Origin of the sequence: Paeniglutamicibacter sulfureus, from assembly GCF_030512175.1 — a bacterium.
In the GTDB taxonomy this organism is placed as follows: Bacteria; Actinomycetota; Actinomycetes; order Actinomycetales; family Micrococcaceae; genus Paeniglutamicibacter; species Paeniglutamicibacter sulfureus.
In genome coordinates this window covers 2,199,986-2,217,641 of sequence record NZ_JAULBL010000002.1, presented here as the reverse complement: position 1 = coordinate 2,217,641, position 17,656 = coordinate 2,199,986, and the positions used below count along the sequence as shown (strand labels likewise).

15 protein-coding genes are annotated in these 17,656 nt (G+C 60.3%); 1 reads left to right on the top strand and 14 read right to left on the bottom strand.

The features are described from left to right. Positions 1 to 244: 244 nt before the first annotated feature. From Q2T94_RS16830 to Q2T94_RS16810, 6 genes are all read right to left on the bottom strand, one after another. Positions 245 to 1,378 carry a polysaccharide pyruvyl transferase family protein gene (locus Q2T94_RS16830; RefSeq protein WP_302265870.1) on the bottom strand — a complete coding sequence of 378 codons (1,134 nt, stop codon included), beginning with the start codon at positions 1,376 to 1,378 and terminating at the stop codon, positions 245 to 247. 40 nt (positions 1,379 to 1,418) lie between these two features. Then, complete coding sequence (gene metG, locus Q2T94_RS16825; protein WP_302265869.1) at positions 1,419 to 2,966, bottom strand: methionine--tRNA ligase; 1,548 nt, start codon at positions 2,964 to 2,966, stop codon at positions 1,419 to 1,421. Between the two features lie 44 nt (positions 2,967 to 3,010). Next, entirely contained in the window at positions 3,011 to 4,063 is a 1,053-nt protein-coding gene (locus Q2T94_RS16820) for an NYN domain-containing protein (protein ID WP_302265868.1), read from the bottom strand. Between the two features lie 296 nt (positions 4,064 to 4,359). Continuing rightward, positions 4,360 to 5,955 (bottom strand): phosphoglycerate dehydrogenase, encoded by a 1,596-nt coding sequence (gene serA, locus Q2T94_RS16815; RefSeq protein WP_302265866.1) that lies wholly within the window; start codon positions 5,953 to 5,955, stop codon positions 4,360 to 4,362. A 267-nt stretch (positions 5,956 to 6,222) separates the two neighbouring features. After that, positions 6,223 to 6,726 carry an acyl-CoA reductase gene (locus tag Q2T94_RS20610; RefSeq protein ID WP_367281555.1) on the bottom strand — a complete coding sequence of 168 codons (504 nt, stop codon included), beginning with the start codon at positions 6,724 to 6,726 and terminating at the stop codon, positions 6,223 to 6,225. After that, entirely contained in the window at positions 6,611 to 8,203 is a 1,593-nt protein-coding gene (locus Q2T94_RS16810; protein ID WP_302265864.1) for an ABC-F family ATP-binding cassette domain-containing protein, read from the bottom strand. The genes Q2T94_RS20610 and Q2T94_RS16810 overlap by 116 nt, the downstream gene beginning before the upstream one ends. A 182-nt stretch (positions 8,204 to 8,385) precedes the next feature. Between Q2T94_RS16810 and Q2T94_RS16805 the strand changes: the two genes are divergently transcribed. Further along, positions 8,386 to 8,622, top strand: a complete 237-nt coding sequence (locus tag Q2T94_RS16805; RefSeq protein WP_302265863.1) for a hypothetical protein — start codon at positions 8,386 to 8,388, stop codon at positions 8,620 to 8,622. A gap of 42 nt (positions 8,623 to 8,664) precedes the next feature. On the opposite strand, the gene Q2T94_RS16800 is transcribed toward Q2T94_RS16805, so the two are convergent. The 8 genes from Q2T94_RS16800 to Q2T94_RS20600 all read right to left on the bottom strand — a co-directional run bounded on the left by Q2T94_RS16800 (position 8,665) and on the right by Q2T94_RS20600 (position 17,584). Next, positions 8,665 to 11,223 carry an SH3 domain-containing protein gene (locus Q2T94_RS16800; RefSeq protein ID WP_302265861.1) on the bottom strand — a complete coding sequence of 853 codons (2,559 nt, stop codon included), beginning with the start codon at positions 11,221 to 11,223 and terminating at the stop codon, positions 8,665 to 8,667. 308 nt (positions 11,224 to 11,531) lie between these two features. After that, entirely contained in the window at positions 11,532 to 11,654 is a 123-nt protein-coding gene (gene ykgO / locus Q2T94_RS16795) for a type B 50S ribosomal protein L36 (RefSeq protein ID WP_217391085.1), read from the bottom strand. A 53-nt stretch (positions 11,655 to 11,707) separates the two neighbouring features. Continuing rightward, positions 11,708 to 12,811 carry a GTP-binding protein gene (locus Q2T94_RS16790; RefSeq protein ID WP_302265859.1) on the bottom strand — a complete coding sequence of 368 codons (1,104 nt, stop codon included), beginning with the start codon at positions 12,809 to 12,811 and terminating at the stop codon, positions 11,708 to 11,710. A gap of 154 nt (positions 12,812 to 12,965) precedes the next feature. After that, positions 12,966 to 13,463: a universal stress protein gene (locus Q2T94_RS16785; protein ID WP_302265857.1), complete on the bottom strand. Its 498-nt coding sequence runs from the start codon at positions 13,461 to 13,463 to the stop codon at positions 12,966 to 12,968. Between the two features lie 246 nt (positions 13,464 to 13,709). After that, a complete protein-coding gene (locus Q2T94_RS16780) occupies positions 13,710 to 14,558 on the bottom strand; it encodes an HAD-IIB family hydrolase (protein WP_302265855.1) in 849 nt (282 codons plus the stop codon). An 88-nt stretch (positions 14,559 to 14,646) separates the two neighbouring features. Further along, on the bottom strand, positions 14,647 to 15,690 hold the full coding sequence (locus Q2T94_RS16775) for a glycosyltransferase family 4 protein (RefSeq protein WP_302265853.1): 1,044 nt from the start codon (positions 15,688 to 15,690) through the stop codon (positions 14,647 to 14,649). 20 nt (positions 15,691 to 15,710) lie between these two features. Continuing rightward, a complete protein-coding gene (locus Q2T94_RS20605) occupies positions 15,711 to 16,712 on the bottom strand; it encodes an amylo-alpha-1,6-glucosidase (protein ID WP_367281567.1) in 1,002 nt (333 codons plus the stop codon). Between the two features lie 257 nt (positions 16,713 to 16,969). Further along, entirely contained in the window at positions 16,970 to 17,584 is a 615-nt protein-coding gene (locus Q2T94_RS20600; protein WP_367281554.1) for a glycogen debranching N-terminal domain-containing protein, read from the bottom strand. Positions 17,585 to 17,656: the final 72 nt, after the last annotated feature.

Below are 17,656 nucleotides of genomic sequence, written 5' to 3'. Positions count from 1 at the left end.
GGAAGTACCCTCTGGCTATTTAGCACCCGCTACCGAAAGCCCGTCAATACACTATGCCTTTTCAAATTCTTGCACGAATCAAGTCATAGTAGGACCGGACGGAAACCCCGGAGTCGCATCTTGAAACTGCTGGAATGTTCAGCAGGATCCGCCTTACCGGAAGTTACGGGCAAGGTCCCCTAAATGAACAACTACGCAAAAACGCAGGACCTAGCATTATTAGCATTTTCGTCCAGACTTCGAGCTAAAGGGGATTTTTAATCTTGGGCAATCCATTTGTTTCAAGATAAGCATTAAAATTACCAAATAGGTTCGATAAATTATCGAAAAAATTATCGTAATTCATGGATTCTATTATTTCAACCTCTGTCATTTTCGGAATATCAGTGAGCGGAACATTGGGAAGGTGCAGGAAGTCTGTCAGTTCACGTGTCCGCGCATCGTGAGTTATCCAAAGTGCGGGAATACCGCTAAGAATTGACGCCATGTTTACATGAAAACGCGTTCCGTAGGTGTGGGATACATATTCGTCATTAAACTCATACCAAGCGTCAACATTCCTGAATAATCGATAGTATGTCTGGAAGTATCGTCTAACTTTTAATGATATCTCGCTCTGGTCCGAGAAGCTTTCATAAAGCCTTCGTATGCCGACCGGAACCGTGTACTCCGCTTTTAGAGAAAGCGCATCGATATGCGCTTGATGGGAAATCCTTGAGACGGGTTCGATCAAATAGTAGTTATTATCGATTGCCGTTTTCAAAATGTGACGCTCATCAGGACGCTGTAGATTCGTCACGTTGACAGCAAGCCGTCCCTGCCCCCTGTCCCTAAGATTCTCACGAAGCTTGACGAGCATTTCAGGTCGAGAAAAGAGAGAGGGGCAACCGGTTACGAAGGCGTTTTTCACGCCACAAAGTTTTTCAATAACCTTTTTAGTATATTCTCCACGAACGCCCAATAGTTCAGTCTTATGACTCAGAAACTTAATTAATTCAATCGCTTCTTTCGGCAAGAAAGCATTTTCTAAATCGTAACCGTTTGCCTGAACCCCGAGGCCGAAAACAACGATGGGCTTGTCATACTGTTCCAACGCCCTCTGGAAGCGTGAATAGTTTGTTCCATCCGTGCGCCCGAGAACCAAGGTGTTGGCCATAGTTACAATTAGATGACTACAAGAGTTGTTGACAAAAGGTCGGAAACTTTTATCCTCACTAGCAGCAATTCGTCTATCTTTTGAGTGAAAGCTATTGGGGAACATATTCAGTGGAGCGTTGGCATGAATCATATTTCCCGAGTTTTCGGGAGTATCAAGCGGGAAAGACAATGGCAGAGAAGGAAGGCATCCCATGACACCAATTGATGTTGATTTGTTCATTTCATTCAAACCTTTGTAGTGTTTATTGATTCTTTGAATGCTACTCTACAAACTTTGGGAAGACCGGGGTTGGAACCGGCAATTCCGTCCCGGCGAGGATTAGTGTGTGGAACGCTTTGAACTCACGTGCAGAGCCTTCTGTCTGGCCCAGGATTCCAAGCAGCGAAGCCGCGGCCGTTGGCATTACCGGCTGAACGAGCAGGGCAACGCGACGGACAACTTCCAGGGTCACGTAGAGGACCGTTTCCATGCGGGCAACATCGGTCTTCCGCAGTACCCACGGAGCCTGGTCGGCGAAGTAGGCGTTGGTGTCGCCTAGAACCGTCCAGATGGCTTCGAGAGCTTTGCTAAATTCCTGGCGCGAGAATGCGTCGCGGCTGATCTCCAGCAGTTTGCCGGCAGCAGCCAGGATCTGTTGGTCCGCTTCGGTGAACTCACCCGGAGTCGGTACCGCTCCCCCGCAGTTCTTCGCGACCATGGACAACGATCGCTGTGCCAGGTTACCCAGGTTGTTGGCAAGGTCCGAGTTCATACGTCCCACAATGGTTTCGTGGCTGTAACTGCCGTCGGCACCGAACGGCACCTCTCGCAGGAAGAAGTAGCGGACCTGGTCAAGTCCGTACTGGGCAACGAAGTCCGCGGGAGCCACGACGTTGCCTAGGGACTTGGACATCTTCACGCCATTGTTGTGAAGGAAACCATGAATCATCACGCGCTTTGGCAATGGCAACTTTGCAGACATCAGGAATGCCGGCCAGTAGATCGCATGGAACCGGGAAATGTCCTTGCCTATCACATGGACGTCCGCGGGCCAGTACTTCTTGAATGACTCCGACTCAACGTCGGGGAATCCCGTTCCGGTGAGGTAGTTAGTCAGCGCGTCAACCCACACGTACATGACGTGGTCCTTGTTTCCGGGAACCGGAACGCCCCAGTCGAAGGTGGTGCGTGAAATTGACAAATCTTCCAGACCGCGTTCAACGAAGCGAATCACTTCGTTGAATCGGGTATGTGGAGCCCCAAAATCCGGCTGCGATTTGTAGAGTTCCAACAGCTTGTCTTGGTACGAGGACAGGCGGAAGAAGTACGATTCTTCCTCGGTCCAGGTCACCTCGGTATCGGTCTCCTTGGAGTAGCGGAGGCCGTCCTCACGAACTTCGGTGTCATCCTCGTGGTGGAACGCCTCGTCGCGCACGGAGTACCAGCCGGCGTACTTGTCCAAGTAGATATCGCCATTGTCCTCCATGCGCTTCCAGATGGCCTGAGCTGCCGCATAGTGGTCCGTGTCCGTGGTGCGGATGAATCGGTCGTAGCTGATTCCCAGCTCGTCGTTCATGGCTTGGAATGCATCCGAGTTGCGCTGTGCCAGCTCACGCGGGGTGATTCCCTCGCGTTCGGCCGTCTGAAGCATCTTCTGTCCATGCTCGTCGGTACCCGTCATGAAAAATACGTCATGGCCGTCAAGCCGCTTGAAGCGTGCCATGGCGTCGGTGGCGATTACCTCGTAGGCGTGCCCAATGTGGGGAACGCCGTTCGGGTAGGAAATGGCCGTGGTGATATAAAACGGAGTCTGCTCAGAAGTCACCATAGAAATCTATCGCATTTTGGCCCGAATACGCCCATCGGGGACCCCTATGTGAGCTGATCGAGCTGCTCCCAGAAGGCCACCCGCAAGGCACGGCGGATATCCTGCAAATCGGTCTTCCATTCGCCGAGTCGCTGTGCGCAGTCCTTGAGTAGAACCCTGTCGATTTCCGGGGGAAGGAGCGGACGGTCTGCAAGAAGGTCTTTTAGCTCGGTTTCAGTCGTGCTTGCCCGCCAATTGGTCGCCACGCTGCTGCCCACTTCCGTGGCTACCTCCATGGCGCCACGGTCGGCACTAGTTGCCCCCGCAAACCCCGAAGATTGGTTTGTCGAGCTGTAAACCAGTTGGTAGTCCGCCGGTGCCGGGGCGGGGGCTTGGGTGGTCGATTGAAATTTGGGTCGCTGGCTCAGCAATGCGGGTGTGGGAACCTTCGGCATGCCTGGCTTCGGGGCCATCGGTGCTGACGCCGAATCGGTAGGAGCTTCCTTGGAGGCAGCGGCAGCACTCGCGATAGCAGCCGAATGCATCGCATGTTCCGGATCCCATGACACTGCCTTCACAAAGGAAGACTTGATGAGTTCTTCGGGCAAGGTAATGATGCTGTCTACCCGCAAGGCAAGATGTTCGGCAACGGATGCCACACCCAGTCGGTGATCGGCCTTCTCCACGCCAATGAGAACGACCTTCATACCCAGGTCTTGGGCCTCCTCGACGGCTTCGGCTAGGTCATCATCACCGGAAACTAGGAAGGCAACCGAGGCGGCGCGGTTCCGGGCAATCCCAACCAGGTCGAGGCCCAGTTTGAGGTCGACCCCCTTTTGTTCGCCATTAAACGAAATGCGGCCCAGCCGCACCTTGACGCCAGGTATCAGTCCGATGCGTTTGTGCTGATCCGTAAAGATGGCATCCTTGGCTGCGTCGTACCAATAGATCCTCAGGTTCTCCAACCCACTGGAATCCTTGGCTGTTTTGAGGATCCCTTCGATCAGGGCTTCGTAGTTAACCGTAAAAGCGGCACGCAATGTTGTTCCCGAGGCACGGTGTCCCCCAATGGCTAGCAGGAAACTGGCATCGACGAATATGGCGCTCTGAGACATCATCCTTCAATCCTATGCGGTGCGAAGGATGCCCTTGGGAAACGCGCGGCCCACCTGCGCCTTTTCTGGTCATTTGCCAGATTGACCCAGGTCCTGACGCATTCAAGCGGCGCGTGCACTTGGTCTGGGCCACTTCGCCGCCGGCGTCCCACAATCGTGGATCCTCGGCCACGACGACCTGCTCGCTGACAGCTGCAAAAAAGCGTGCCCTACACGCCAACCCGCATCCTCTTCAAAGACGTTCCAAGAGGTACCCAGGAGGCGTGCAGGGCACGCTAATTGTTTACGATTGCGGGACGTTAGTCCTCGAGGTTGATCTCGCGGGCAACCGTGGCGCCAATGGCGGCACGCACGATGTCCAGGACGCCGGCGGGAAGGGCCGAGTCGATGGCCAACACGGCGACAGCCTCGCCGCGCTCTTCCTTGCGGGCCACCTGCATGCCGGCAATGTTCACGCCTTGCTCACCCAACACGTTGCCCAAGGTGCCAATGACGCCGGGACGGTCTGCGTAGCGCAGGACGATCATGTGGTCGATGATCGGGATCTCGATTTCGTAGCCGTTGATGCCGACCAGCTTTTCGATCTGCTTCGGGCCGGTCAGCGTGCCGGCCACCGAAAGCTGGGTGCCTTCGGTCGAAGCGCCCGCGACCGTGAGCAGGTTGCGGTACTCCGGGGAATCCGGGGTGGTGACCAAACGAGTGGCCACACCACGCTGTTCGGCGAGCACCGGGGCGTTGACGTAGGAAACCTGGTCGGAGACAACGTCCATGAAGACGCCCTTGAGGGCCGAAAGCTCCAGCGCCTTCACATCCAGGGAGGCGATTTCGCCGGCAACAACCACGTCGATGCTGGTGAGGGAACCAACGGTCAATGCGTTGAAGATGCGTCCCAGCTTCTCCATCAGCGGGATGCCCGGGCGGACGTTCTCGTCAATGATGCCTCCGGCAACGTTGACGGCGTCCGGGACCAGTTCGCCGGCCAAGGCCAAGCGAACGGACTTGGCCACGGAAACGCCGGCCTTTTCCTGGGCCTCATCCGTGGAGGCTCCCAGGTGCGGGGTGACGGTGACGTTCTCGAATTCAAAGAAGGGAAGGTCCGTGCTCGGCTCCTGGACGAAGACGTCAATGCCGGCACCGGCAATTTCCTCGTTCTTCAGTGCGGTGTAGAGCGCGTCCTGGTCAACCAGTCCGCCGCGAGCCACGTTGATGACGTAGGCGGAGTTCTTCATCTTGGCGAAGGCATCCTTGCCCAGCATGCCCACGGTTTCAGGAGTCTTGGGCATGTGGATGGTCACGAAGTCGGACTCGGCCAGGAGCTCGTCCAGATCCACCAGGGTGACACCAAGCTGCTGCGCGCGTGCCGGGGTGATGTAGGGGTCGTAGGCAAGGATTTCCATACCGAAACCCTGCAGACGGGCAGCGACCAGCGCACCAATGCGGCCCAGGCCAATAATGCCTGCCTTCTTCTCGAAGAGCTCCACGCCAGTGTAGGAGCTGCGCTTCCATGCGCCGCTCTTCAGCGATGCGTTGGCAGCGGGAATGCGACGGGCCAGGGACACGATGTGGCCCACGGTCAGCTCGGCTGCCGAAATGATGTTGGAGGTCGGGGCATTCACGACCATGACACCGGCCTGGGTGGCTGCCTTGATGTCCACATTGTCCAGACCCACACCCGCGCGGGCGATGATCTTCAGGTTCTTGGCGGCCGCAATGGCTTCTGCGTCGACCTGGGTTGCGGAGCGCACGAGGATGGCGTCAACATCTGCAATCGCGGACAGCAACTGGGAGCGGTCCGCACCGTCGGTCTGGCGAATTTCGAAATCGGGACCCAGGGCCGCAACGGTTGCGGGCGAGAGTTCTTCGGCCAATAGGACGACTGGCTTGTTTACAGACACAGGGGTGGCACCTTTGCTATTTCAGTGGGCTGGATGCTTGGACCGGATTGAGACGGGCCAGATACCAGAATATCGTCCGCCCCGTCATAATCCCGGCTCGATAGGGCGATGTTACGGCACAAATCCGGGCCACTGTGCGCATAGTCACAGACACTTGGCTTACGGGGCAATACGTGGCTTGGACCATCCCAGCCATGCTCCCAGTCTCCAAACGCGGCTATCGCCCGGCCCGGGATCCGCCCATCGTTTTGAAATCCGCCCACCGAATTAGGCCGTCGGGTTGGCGACACTATCGTGGTGCCACCCGGCGGCAGGCTCAGGCATCCTGCCCACGAAGCAGGCGCGGTAGAGTCCGCACGCGCCAAGCCCCGGGGGCCACGCTTCAAGCGTTTGGGACGAACAGGCAACGCCCACCGTCTGCAGTTCACGGCGCAACGGTTCCACCAGGTGCAGCACGTCGTTGATCGCGTCGAAGGAGTGATTCCGGAGGAAACGGCCAAGGGTGAAGGAACACGGGTTTCGGGTTGCCCACCGGAGCGGTGATGTCCAGCGGCCCAACCAAGATCTATGGACAACGACACGTAATTGGCTACGTGTCGTTGTCCTTTGGGACGTCCGGGACTTGACGCAACCCCGAACGAGGGCCGAAGAGCGCTCAGGCGCCGCGCACCGCGACTTCGCCCGACTTCGCGTGCTCCGTTCCGAACACGACGTAGCGGTTGGCGATCTTCTCGGTGAAGAAGCGGTCGTGGCTGACCACCACCACGGCACCCGGGAAATGTAGCAGCGCTCGTTCCATCACCTGGGTGCTGGACATGTCCAGGTGGTTCGTGGGCTCATCCAGGATCAGCACCGAGGCTCCAGAGAGCAGACACATTGCCATGGCCACACGGGCACGTTGGCCGCCGGACAGATTTCCGATGCGGTTCTTCAAATCCGCCTCGGAGAACTGGAACATGGCCAGGAATCGGTTCACCGACTTTTTTGTCGCACTGAACGCCAGGGAATTCGGCATGGCATTGACCGCGTGGGTGACGGTGTCATTTGGATCCAGTTCGTCCAGGATCTCGTTGTAGGAAACCACCGCGGCACCCTTGGTCCAGGTGACGTATCCCGAATCCTGCTTTTCCTGTTCGGTCAGCACACGGAGCAGTGTGGACTTGCCACTGCCGTTGGCACCGAGGATCACCATGCGGTTGCCACGGCGGACCTCGAAGCTGAGGTCAGTGAAAAGGGTCTTCTCCCCATAGGACTTCGACAAGCCCTCAACTCGACAAAGGGTGTCCTTGATGTGCAGGCCACCGTAGATTTCGGTGATGATCTTGTCCACGGGCCGCGGGGCGCGTGACTTCTTGATTTTGGAAAGCTTGTTGTCCAGGCCCTTGCTTGCAGCCTTGGCTGCTCCCCGGCGGTCGGAGATGCCTTCGGCTTCAAAGGCGAGGAGCTCCGACTCGTGAACGAACTGGGACTCAAGGGACTTGAGCTTGAACTGCTTGGCCACCACGTACTCGGCGAAGTTTCCCGGGTATTCGTGGAGGTGGAAATTCTCGACCTCGATGATCCTGGTAACCACCGAGTCCAGGAACTTCCTGTCGTGCGAAACGATGATTGCCGCGCCCTTGAAGGACTTGAACCAGTTCTCCAGCCATTCAACACCCGCAACATCGAGGAAGTTGGTGGGTTCATCCAACAGCAGCACATCCGGGTCCTCGAGCAGGATCTTTGCCAGTGCAGCACGGTTCCGCCAACCGCCCGACAAGGAATCGATGGGGCGAACCCGGTGGGCCTGGTCGAAGCCCAACTTGGTGAGCACGGTGTCGATGGAGCGGGGGTAGTCCCATCCATCCATTCGATCCATGGATTCAAACAGTTCGGACTGGCGGTGAATCAACCGATCCATTTCATCGGCCTTGGGGTCGGCAGCAATGGCCACGTCGATCTCGGCGAGTTCCGCTTCAATCGCCTTGACCTCGGCAAAGAGTTCGTCAAGCACCTCGGAGATGGTGGACGCCCCGTTGAGCTCCGAGAACTGGGAGAAGTAGCCGATCTTTGTTCCAAGTTCCACCGCCACGGTGCCGGCGTCCGGCTCCACTTGGTCAAGGATCAGTTTCAGCAAGGTGGACTTGCCCGAACCGTTCCTGCCGATAAGCCCGACCCTGTCCCCCGCTTCGAGCTTGAAGAATGCCTCGCGCAGGATCTGGTTGTTTTCAAATCGCACGCTGACATCGTTTAGCCGGATCAAGCTCATGGTGGTGTGGTCCTATCAAGAGAATCGGTGGTGGAATGACGGTCATATTTCCCCATATGGGGGATCGCTCGGTGACATGGACACGAGCCAATACCGCGAAACACCACTATCGATTCTACAAGGCGGGGCACGGTGGTGCCTTTCACCTTCCAATGCCAGACTGGGGGGTGAGGAGGCGAGCCGTGGCTGGAAACGAATTCACCGGTTCACGCGACAGCTCTGCCCACGAACAACTGATCTGGGAATACATCGAGTCATTGCCCGAGAATGAGATCGACGGCATGCTCGCACGCGCAGAGCGCAAGGTTGAAAAAATCGCCCATGGCATGTCGATGGCCGGACGGCCTCTCGAGCCAAAGATCCGCGACCGGCTGATTCAGGCGGCCATCCTGCGAGAACTAAATACCCGCGCTGGATGACATCCGGGGTGTACGCCCATCCTTGGGACCATCGTGCGGGCACTATTTCACCAGCGGTGCCCCGGTCCCGGAATTTCCATACGTCTCCGCATGGATGTGGTCCAGATGTCGCGTCGTATCGTTCCAGTTGTTGACGAACTGATTGCCGTACTTGCCGGATTTCGAGTACTCTTCCCACCCCTTTGCCGGGCCCAACCAGATCTTGTCTTTCCAAATCAAGTAATAGATGCCGAGCGACTCGCGGTTTGCAATGAGGAACCGGGCAATCTCATCGCCGTTCCTGATACCTTGGGCGCTCTTATAGTCCTTGATCATGAGGTCCGTGGCCACGCCGCTACTGTGGCCGACGGAGCCGGCGCGGACACCGCCATAGGCTGAAACGTAGCCCGCATACCTTTGCTTCACTGCCGCATTGACCGCAACGGTATCCGGCTGGAGAGTTGCCACTGCTTTCGTGGAAAGGTAATCCTCGCTCATCCATCCGGTGCCTCGGCTAGTCACCACGCGGGCCCATCCACTCTCGGACTGCAGGTAGGTGACACGTTCCCCGGCGGGAACCAAGCCCATAATCGGGTACACCGTCGAATTGCCGGCGCGCAGGTTAACGTTGCCGGCGGCCCACCGGTACTGGGTGGTTACCGGAGGCGGTGGCGCCACGGTGGACAGATAAATTACGCTCACCCACCCCGTGCCCTTGCTGGTCTTGACATTGGCCCAGCCACCCGAGGAACGGCCAAGGAGGACCCGCTCGCCCTTGGGAACCACAGCCACGGAACCATAGCCGGTTCCTGCACCCGAGCGGAGATTCAGATTCGCAGTGGTCCAGCGCGGAGCGCTGAAGGTGACTAGATCGGGCTTCGGTGGATTCGGCTTCACTACCGTTGGCTTTGGCACCACGGTCGAAAGATAGCCAGCGCTTATCCAGCCCGTGCCCTTGCTGGTCTTGACATTGGCCCAGCCACCCGAGGAACGTCCAAGAAGGACCCGTTCACCCTTGGGAACCACAGCCACGGAACCATAGCCGGTTCCTGCACCAGAGCGAAGGTTGAGATTCGCAGTGGTCCAGCGCGGGGTACTAAAAGTGACTGTCGTCGTTGGAGGGATAACCTTGATCGCGGCGGTGGACAGCTTGCTGGACTGGATCCAGCCAATCCCCGAACCGGTACGCACCTGCTGCCACGAACCCGAGGTCCGCAGCCACTGGATCCTCGTGTTGTTCGAAAGCGTGCCGATCCTCTTGCCCGTGGTCTTGGCAGCTTGGTAAACGGGTTGCTTGCCCTTCACCCAGCGATAGACGTTCGAGGGATTGGACGTGCCCAGGCTGCTCGCCGGCACAAATCCGGTCTTCCCCGAGACAATAATCCGCGTCCAGGAACCGCTCCTGCCCAGCACCTCCACCTTCGTCTGGCGGTGCAGCGAAAGAACACTCGCCGAGGAACTCGACGCCTTGGCCTTCACCGTAGTGAACACCTTCGTGTAGTTGTAGACCTTGGCCGGAGGCTTGATCGCGGCGGTGGACAGCTTGCTGGACTGGATCCAGCCAATCCCCGCACCGGAACGCACCTGCTGCCACGAACCCGAGGACCGCAGCCACTGGATCCTTGTGTTGTTCGAAAGCGTGCCGATCCTCTTGCCCGAGGTCCTGGCAGCTTGATAAACAGGCTGATTGCCCTTCACCCAGCGATAGACGTTCGAGGGATTGGACGTGCCCAGGCTACTCGCCGGCACAAATCCCGCCTTCCCCGCGGCAAGGACCCTGGTCCAGGAACCGCTCCTGCCCAGCACCTCCACCTTCGTCTGGCGGTGCAGCGAAAGAACACTCGCCGAGGAACCCGACGCCTTGGCCTTCACCGCGGTGAACACCTTCGTGTAGTTGTAGACCTTGGCCGGAGGCTTGATCGCGGTGGTGGACAGCTTGCTGGACTGGATCCAGCCAATCCCCGCACCGGTACGCACCTGCTGCCACGAACCCGAGGTCCGCAGCCACTGGATCCTCGTGTTGTTCGAAAGCGTGCCGATCCTCTTGCCCGAGGTCCTGGCAGCTTGATAAACGGGCTGCTTGCCCTTCACCCAGCGATACACGTTCGAGGGATTGGACGTGCCCAGGCTGCTCGCCGGCACAAATCCGGTCTTCCCCGAGAAAATAATCCGCGTCCAGGAACCGCTCCTGCCCAGCACCTCCACCTTCGTCTGGCGGTGCAGCGAAAGAACACTCGCCGAGGAACCCGACGCCTTGGCCTTCACCGCGGTGAACACCTTCGTGTAGTTGTAGACCTTGGACTTCGCCACTGAAACGGATGTCAGATAGTCGCCGGAAACCCAACCGGTTTTCGACTTGAAGGTAACTTGGTGCCAGGTGCCGCTGACCCTGAGGATGGTGAGCTTCGTGTTCTTGGGAATGAGCACCAATGAAGCCGACTTCACGGTCGCGTTCTTGCGAAGGTTCAGGTTCGCGGTGGTTTGCTTGACCGCCTTCACCTTGGCAGTGCTTATGCTCACCGCAGCCGTCGGTGCCAAAGGCTGGGCGGTGGCCACGGTAGTCGGCCCGCCGATCAGTGCCACGGCAAGAGCCAGCACCACTCCAAGGTATTTACTTTGCAATGCGGGCTCCTGGCCAAGCGAATGACGAACAATGCACCATATTACCCACAAGCATCACGCGGACCAGTGGATTTGCGGCGCTTTCTGATATGAGTTCGCGTGATGTTCACTGAAGGTGGTCACGGGTGGATTCTCGCCATTGACTGGGCCTGCGAAGGTCCCGTCCCGAACCGGCGCCGATAGAGGCACCTTTCACGGTCGGATCCGTGCCTCAAGACGCACCTTCGCGCACGGCCGCACGGCTGCTCGGGCGTGATGACCGCACGTGGTCCAGCCACGAACGGCCATCACGTCCCGAATGGCGGTCCCTAGCCCTGACGGGCCTTCATGCGCGGATTCTTCTTGTTGATCACGAAGACCTTCCCGCGGCGCCGGACAACTTGGGCACCCGGAATCTTCTTGAGTGCTCGGATGGAGTTGCGTACTTTCATCATTTTCCTTCGGTAGTTATTGCAGTAAAAATAGTCGCCGTCGGACGCGAATTTCAGCTCAAGTCAGTGAGGCGCAATGCGTCCTCGAACGTATGGGGCGACCTGAGGATTTCGGCATCTGACAATTCACAGGAGCCCAGGATCTTCGCCAGCTCCGATGCATCGTTGCTGTCGCTGGTCAGTGCAATGTGGGTGCGAGCCGTCTCGGCACCCCACTTGCCTTGGCTCTCTAGCCAGACGAATGGCCCGGCACCGCCGAGCACCATTTTGGTTTCCGGCGCGCTCCCGATCCAGAAGGTACCTCGCAACCACACGCAGCCTTCAGCCATCCGGTGCAACGCGTCCTTGAGCCGTCCCGGATGCAACGGGTGCTCCGCATGAAGTTGCACCGTGGTGAATTCCCGGCCCTGCGCCGTGTCTTCCACGCCGTCGCTGGTCTCGGCGGCATCTCGGAGAATGATGGCGCCAGGCGATGCGCGTCGGCGCGCACAGTCCGGCTCATAGGTTGCGAGAGCTAGATCCTCGTCCGGATGGATTACCGCCAGGTGCGGTCCCATCTCAGTGAGCAGCTGCGTCCCGCGCAGGAAGAGTCCTCCCCCGGATTGGCAACCTGGCGCCTCCGATTCAAAGAGGTGGGCAAAGAGGCCCTCAAGCATCAGGGACGTGTCCGCCCAGGCGATCTCCTTGACGAGGAATTCCCCTGCGGTCCTGTCGTCTTCCTCCACGCTGCTCAGACCCGCCTGCCAGAGCGTGCGAGAGTCCCACATCTGGTCCTCGAGCGCGGCCGGGTCCAGTGCAAGACAGATCGAGTCAAGTACTTTCCCGCGCAATGCCAGCTGCGGTTGTAGGTATTCCACGACCATGTCCGCGTTGACGCTGGGCGGCAATCCGACGATCACGTCCTCGGGCAGGGTATCGAGGATACGGGTCACCGTGGGCAAGACGTCAAGCCTCACCGTGCAGGTCAGGCAGCCGTGTTCCAAGGGGATTTCATAGCGTTCCAGGCTTGCCGTTCCCCTGGACACGCGACGCAGCACGCGTTCGCCTTCCAGCAAATCGTGGCGAACCACCATCGCGTTGGGCATCGATGCCACCAAGGAGTCGAGTGCCTTGTCGCGGATGTGGGATTCGAGCGATGTTACAAGTATGAGAGTCACGACCAACACAATAGCTAAGAATGATTCTCATTAGCAAATCGTTCGCTTCTTCCCCACCATCGCGCTCACAGACGATTATGCATTGGCCCTCGGCCAGGGGAATCCACCCGGATCACCGGAAATTGCATGGCATCGCTGCCGACAACCAGCGCCGTCAGGAGGCTTCGTGATGGACGGGGACCACAACCACGGGCAGCTGCTGGTGCGCAATAACGTGGTGTGCGGTAGTCCCGTTGAGCAGTTCCGACACCCGGGCCCCGACACCCTTGTGCCGGGTGCCCACCACGATCATCCGCGCGTGCAGTTCATTGCCCAGCCGGGCCAGTGCCTTGCCGGGATCCCCCGCCATTACCCGCAACGACCATTCGATCTTGGTCCCCGCCATGGCACTGTCCAGGATCCGCAGGACGTCGCGGGCATCCTCGGTCATGTCGTCGTCGATCTCTCGCGGATGCAGGGAATTGCCGCGGATCTCCTCCTTGAGTTCCCACTCGACCAGGTAGCTGTTGATCTCCACATAGGCGAAGACCAGGGGTGCGCCGAGTGCCTCGCCAAGTGTCCGCGCCTCGAGCACCACGCGCCTGGGCTGTTTGGGCAAGACGCCCACGACGATCGGGCCCATTCCCCCGACATGTGGGGCTTCCTTGTTCATCATGACCTCCCGGATTGCGTGCTACGCCAGCGCTCTCTACTCGTCATTTTCCGCCCATATCACCGGAAGGGGAATACCGGCATCTGCCGTCTTCCATGTCCGACCGCACCCAACAGAATCTCGCCTTCTGCGCAAGAATTTCCGCGACGCCCGCTCCGGCAGCGCGAACCGGAACATTCTCCTAACACCAAAAAACGCCCGACCTACAGGTCGGGCGTTCCTTTGGTTTTGGCGGCGGGCTCGGGATCAGATCAGTCCCAGCTCGGCGAAGGCGGCGGCGATCCCGTCGCGGCTGGGCGGGAGCGCCGTGCGGTCGGCCAGAACCAGCAGCCCGGGATGCGATCCCTCGATGGCCACGCCGAGCCCCGCGTAGGCGATCATTTCCAAATCGTTTTCCCCGTCGCCGAAGGCGATGGTGTCAGCCCTGTCAATACCCAGGCGTTCAATCGCCACGGCGACGCCGTCGGCCTTGGAAATCCCGCGCCGGAACAGCTCCCCGGTATGGCGGCCCTCGTCGGCGATGGAGTTTTCGACCACTGCCACGTCCGCCCCGATCTCCGCGGCAATGCTGCCCACCGAAACCGGGGCCTCGAACACGGAAATCTTTGCGAAGGAGGGATCTGCCGGGATGGTGGCCAGGGAACCCAGGATGGCCGAGGAACCGGTCTTCCGGCCATCGGGGCGCTGGCTGAAGTGCGATTCGATGATTTCCCTCAGGCGTGGTTCGGCAGATGCACGGACGTGGAGTGCCTCCGGGGATTCAAGGACATAGACGGCATCGTGCGCATCGAGGGCGGCAAGGGTCCGGTCCGCCATTTCCGCGGGGAACCGCCGGTCCATGAGCACCTCGCCGTCCACCTCGACGTAGGCGCCGGCACTGGCCACCAGTCCGTCGAATCCGGCTTCGAGGATGTGCTCGGGGAGCATGGCAACCGGCCGGCCGGTACACAGCAAGACCTTGTGACCGGCTGTCCGGGCAGCCCGGACGGCCCGGGCATGGGACTGGGGAACCACCCCGTAATCCGCATAGGTGCCGTCGACGTCGAGGAAGACGGCATGGATGGTCTTGGCGGGCGCGTGTGGTTCGGCGTGCATATTCACGGAGTCTACCGGCGCGCGATGACGCTGTCGCATCCGGGCCACCGGGATGACGCCGGTCCCCCACGTGGGCCTGGCCGCTTCGCTAGACCGGCACGGGACAGGGATCGGGCTCCCGGGCCAGGCACCTCTCATAGAAGTCCACGTGCTCGAGCGCCATCCGCCTTGCACTGAATATTGTTTCCGTCGAGGCGCGACAGTCCTGGCGCTTCAGGTGGGCACATTCGGGCAGTGCCGCTGCGAGTGCCCGGGGCGTGTCCCTGATGAATCCGGTGACTCCGTCGGCAACGATCTCCGGGGCGGAGCCGCGGGAAGTGCACAGCACCGGGGTGCCTGTGGCCATGGCCTCGATCATGACCATGCCAAAGGGCTCGGCCCACTGGAGGGGGTTCAACAGGGCCAGGGATTCCCCGAGCAGCCGGAACTTTTCCCCGGCCCGCAATTCCCCAACGTATTCGATGTCCCCTCCCAACTTCGGGCGGATCACCTGGGTGAAATATTCGTGTTCCCCGGTGCTGGCCATCTTCGCCGCGATCCGCAATGGCACCCCGGCCCTCCTGGCCACCTCAATGGCTGTGAGCACGCCCTTGTTCGGGTGCATCCGGCCCAGGAAGCAGGCATAGCCGCCGCTGCCGGTGCCAAGGGGAATGCTGTCCGCGTCGATGCCGTGGTGGATCACCCGGCAGATGTCCACCCCCCGCGCGCTGGTGGCCTGGTGCCTGGAGATGGCCAGCAGCGAGGCGTGCCCGGCGATCGCGCGATAGATGGGCAGGGTGAGGGCGTCCATGGGATTGTGGGCGGTGGACACCACGGGGATCGCCCCGGACGCGCGCATCAACAGCGGGCCGGCGAGCGTGTTGTCGTGGATGATCTCCATCCCGTCCAGCCGTCGATAGGCGTTGATGACATGCCGCAGCTCATCCTGGGTACGGCCCAGGTGCCGGGGATCCGGCGGAAAGCTGCCCGCTGCCAGGGCCACCGGGCTGGCGCTGCCCGAGGCAGCCGCCAGCAGCACCTCGTGGCCCAGTGCCGCCAGCCCGCGGGCCAGCACATCGATGACGGTTTCGGTCCCGCCGTAGCCCTCCGGCGGCACGGTGAGCCACGGAGGGGCAATGATCCCGATACGCACCTATGGCCTCCGTCCCGGTTTCATGGGCGGGCCGCCGTGACATCGAGCATGTCGGCCAGCGGGCCGCGCAGACCGTGCACCACTTCCAACCCTGCCGGTGCCCCCTCGATGCGGAACCGCGTGCCGTTGGCGGTGATGTTGATCTTGTCCTTGCCAACGGAGATGTTTCGCAGGTGCACCTCGCCCCATTCGGGCGGCAGCACCGGGTCGATGAAGAGCTTCCCCTCGGTCAGGACCGGGTCGAAACGCAGCATGATCCGCAGCAGGTGCATGGGTGCCGCAGCCGCCCAGGCCTGCGGCGAGCAGGAGGTTGGGTAGGGCACGGGGACCGGATGGCTGCCGCGGTCCAGTCCGCAGAAGAGTTCCGGCAGCCTGCCGTTGAGGAATCCGGCCGCTTGCATCAGGGCCGTGGCGATGCGCTGGGATTCCTCGACAAAGCCATAGCGCATCAGGCCACCGGCTATCAGTGCGTTGTCGTGGGGCCACACCGAACCATTGTGGTAGCTGGCCGGGTTGTACGCCTTCATCTTGCTCGAGAGCGTCCGCACGCCCCAGCCGGTGAACATGTCCCGGGTCATCAGTGCCTTGGCCACCTGCGGGGCCAAGGCACTGTCAACGATCCCGCTCCACAGGCTGTGGCCCATGTTCGATGCGCATGAGTCCACCTGTCGCTGGTCGCCGTCAATGGCCAGGGCAAGATACCCGCGGTCGGCAAGCCAGAATTTTTCGTTGAAGGCTTCCTTGAGGCGTTGGGCCTTGGCCGCATACTTCAGCATCAATGTCGTGTCGTTGGATTGCTGGGCAATCAACGCCCGCGCGAGGTAGGCGGTGTACACGTAGCCCTGCACCTCGCACAGGGCCAGGGGCGCCTCGGCAATGCTGCCGTCGGCGAAGGTGACGCCGTCCCAGGAATCCTTCCACCCCTGGTTGGCAAGGCCCGTGGGCGTCGAGCGCTGGTAGGTCAGGAAGCCGTGGGGATCCTTCGCGGTGGTGCGTTCGATCCAACCCAGGGCCTTGTCCATCGACGGCATCAAGCGCTCCAGGGTTTGCCCGCCCACGCCCCACCTGGTCATTTCCCCGGCCATCGTGACAAATAACGGCGTGGAGTCGACGGAGCCGAAATAGGCCCCGGTGCCGCCGAGCTCCTTTGACGGCGAGGACCCCATGCGCACCTCGTGGAGGATCTTGCCCGGTTCTTCCTCGGTGGGTGGATTGGTTTCCCTGCCCTGGCGTTCGGCGAGGGTTTGTATGGTTCCCAGCGCCAGGGAGGGGTCGACGCTCAGCGACAGGAACGAGGCCAGCAGCGAATCCCGCCCGAAGAGCGCCATGAACCATGGGGCCCCCGCGGCAACCACCACCCGCTCCTCGTCCTCGGGGTCGAAGATGCGCAGCGATCCAAGGTCCCCGCGGCCGGTCTGCAGGGCTTCGCCCACCCCGCGGTCCTGTATTTCCGCCGTGGGAAGCGGCGGATTCCCGCCTTGACGTCAAAGAGGTCCGCGAAGTCGGCTGCCACTTCCAGAAAGATCGTGGCGGCAAACTCGGCCTTCGAATAGTTGTGGATCACGATTCGTTCTTTCAGGCCGCCGTTGAGGCTTCGATGGCGTTCCACCAGCACGTGGCTTTCATTCTCCAGGCTGCTTCCGGCCACCCGGCCGACGAACATGGCCTTGTAGGGTTCGATGGCGGTCCCCACCAGGGGCTCCATGTCCTTGCCGTTGATCCGCAGCCGCCAACCGGAGATGAAGCGGGTGTCGCGGAAGAAGAACCCATGCGGACGGGTTCCGTCCATGTCGCCGTTGGCGGCCGCCAGGGCGAACGTCGTTCCGTGCAGGATGGTGACCGCCCCCGGTCCCGCCAGCTGGGCGCCAACCCCTGAGGTCCAGGCGCTCACCATGATGGCACGCCGCCGGATTCGGTGCATGGCACAGGCGTGGGATATGACGGCGCGAAGAGGGCCGCACGGCGC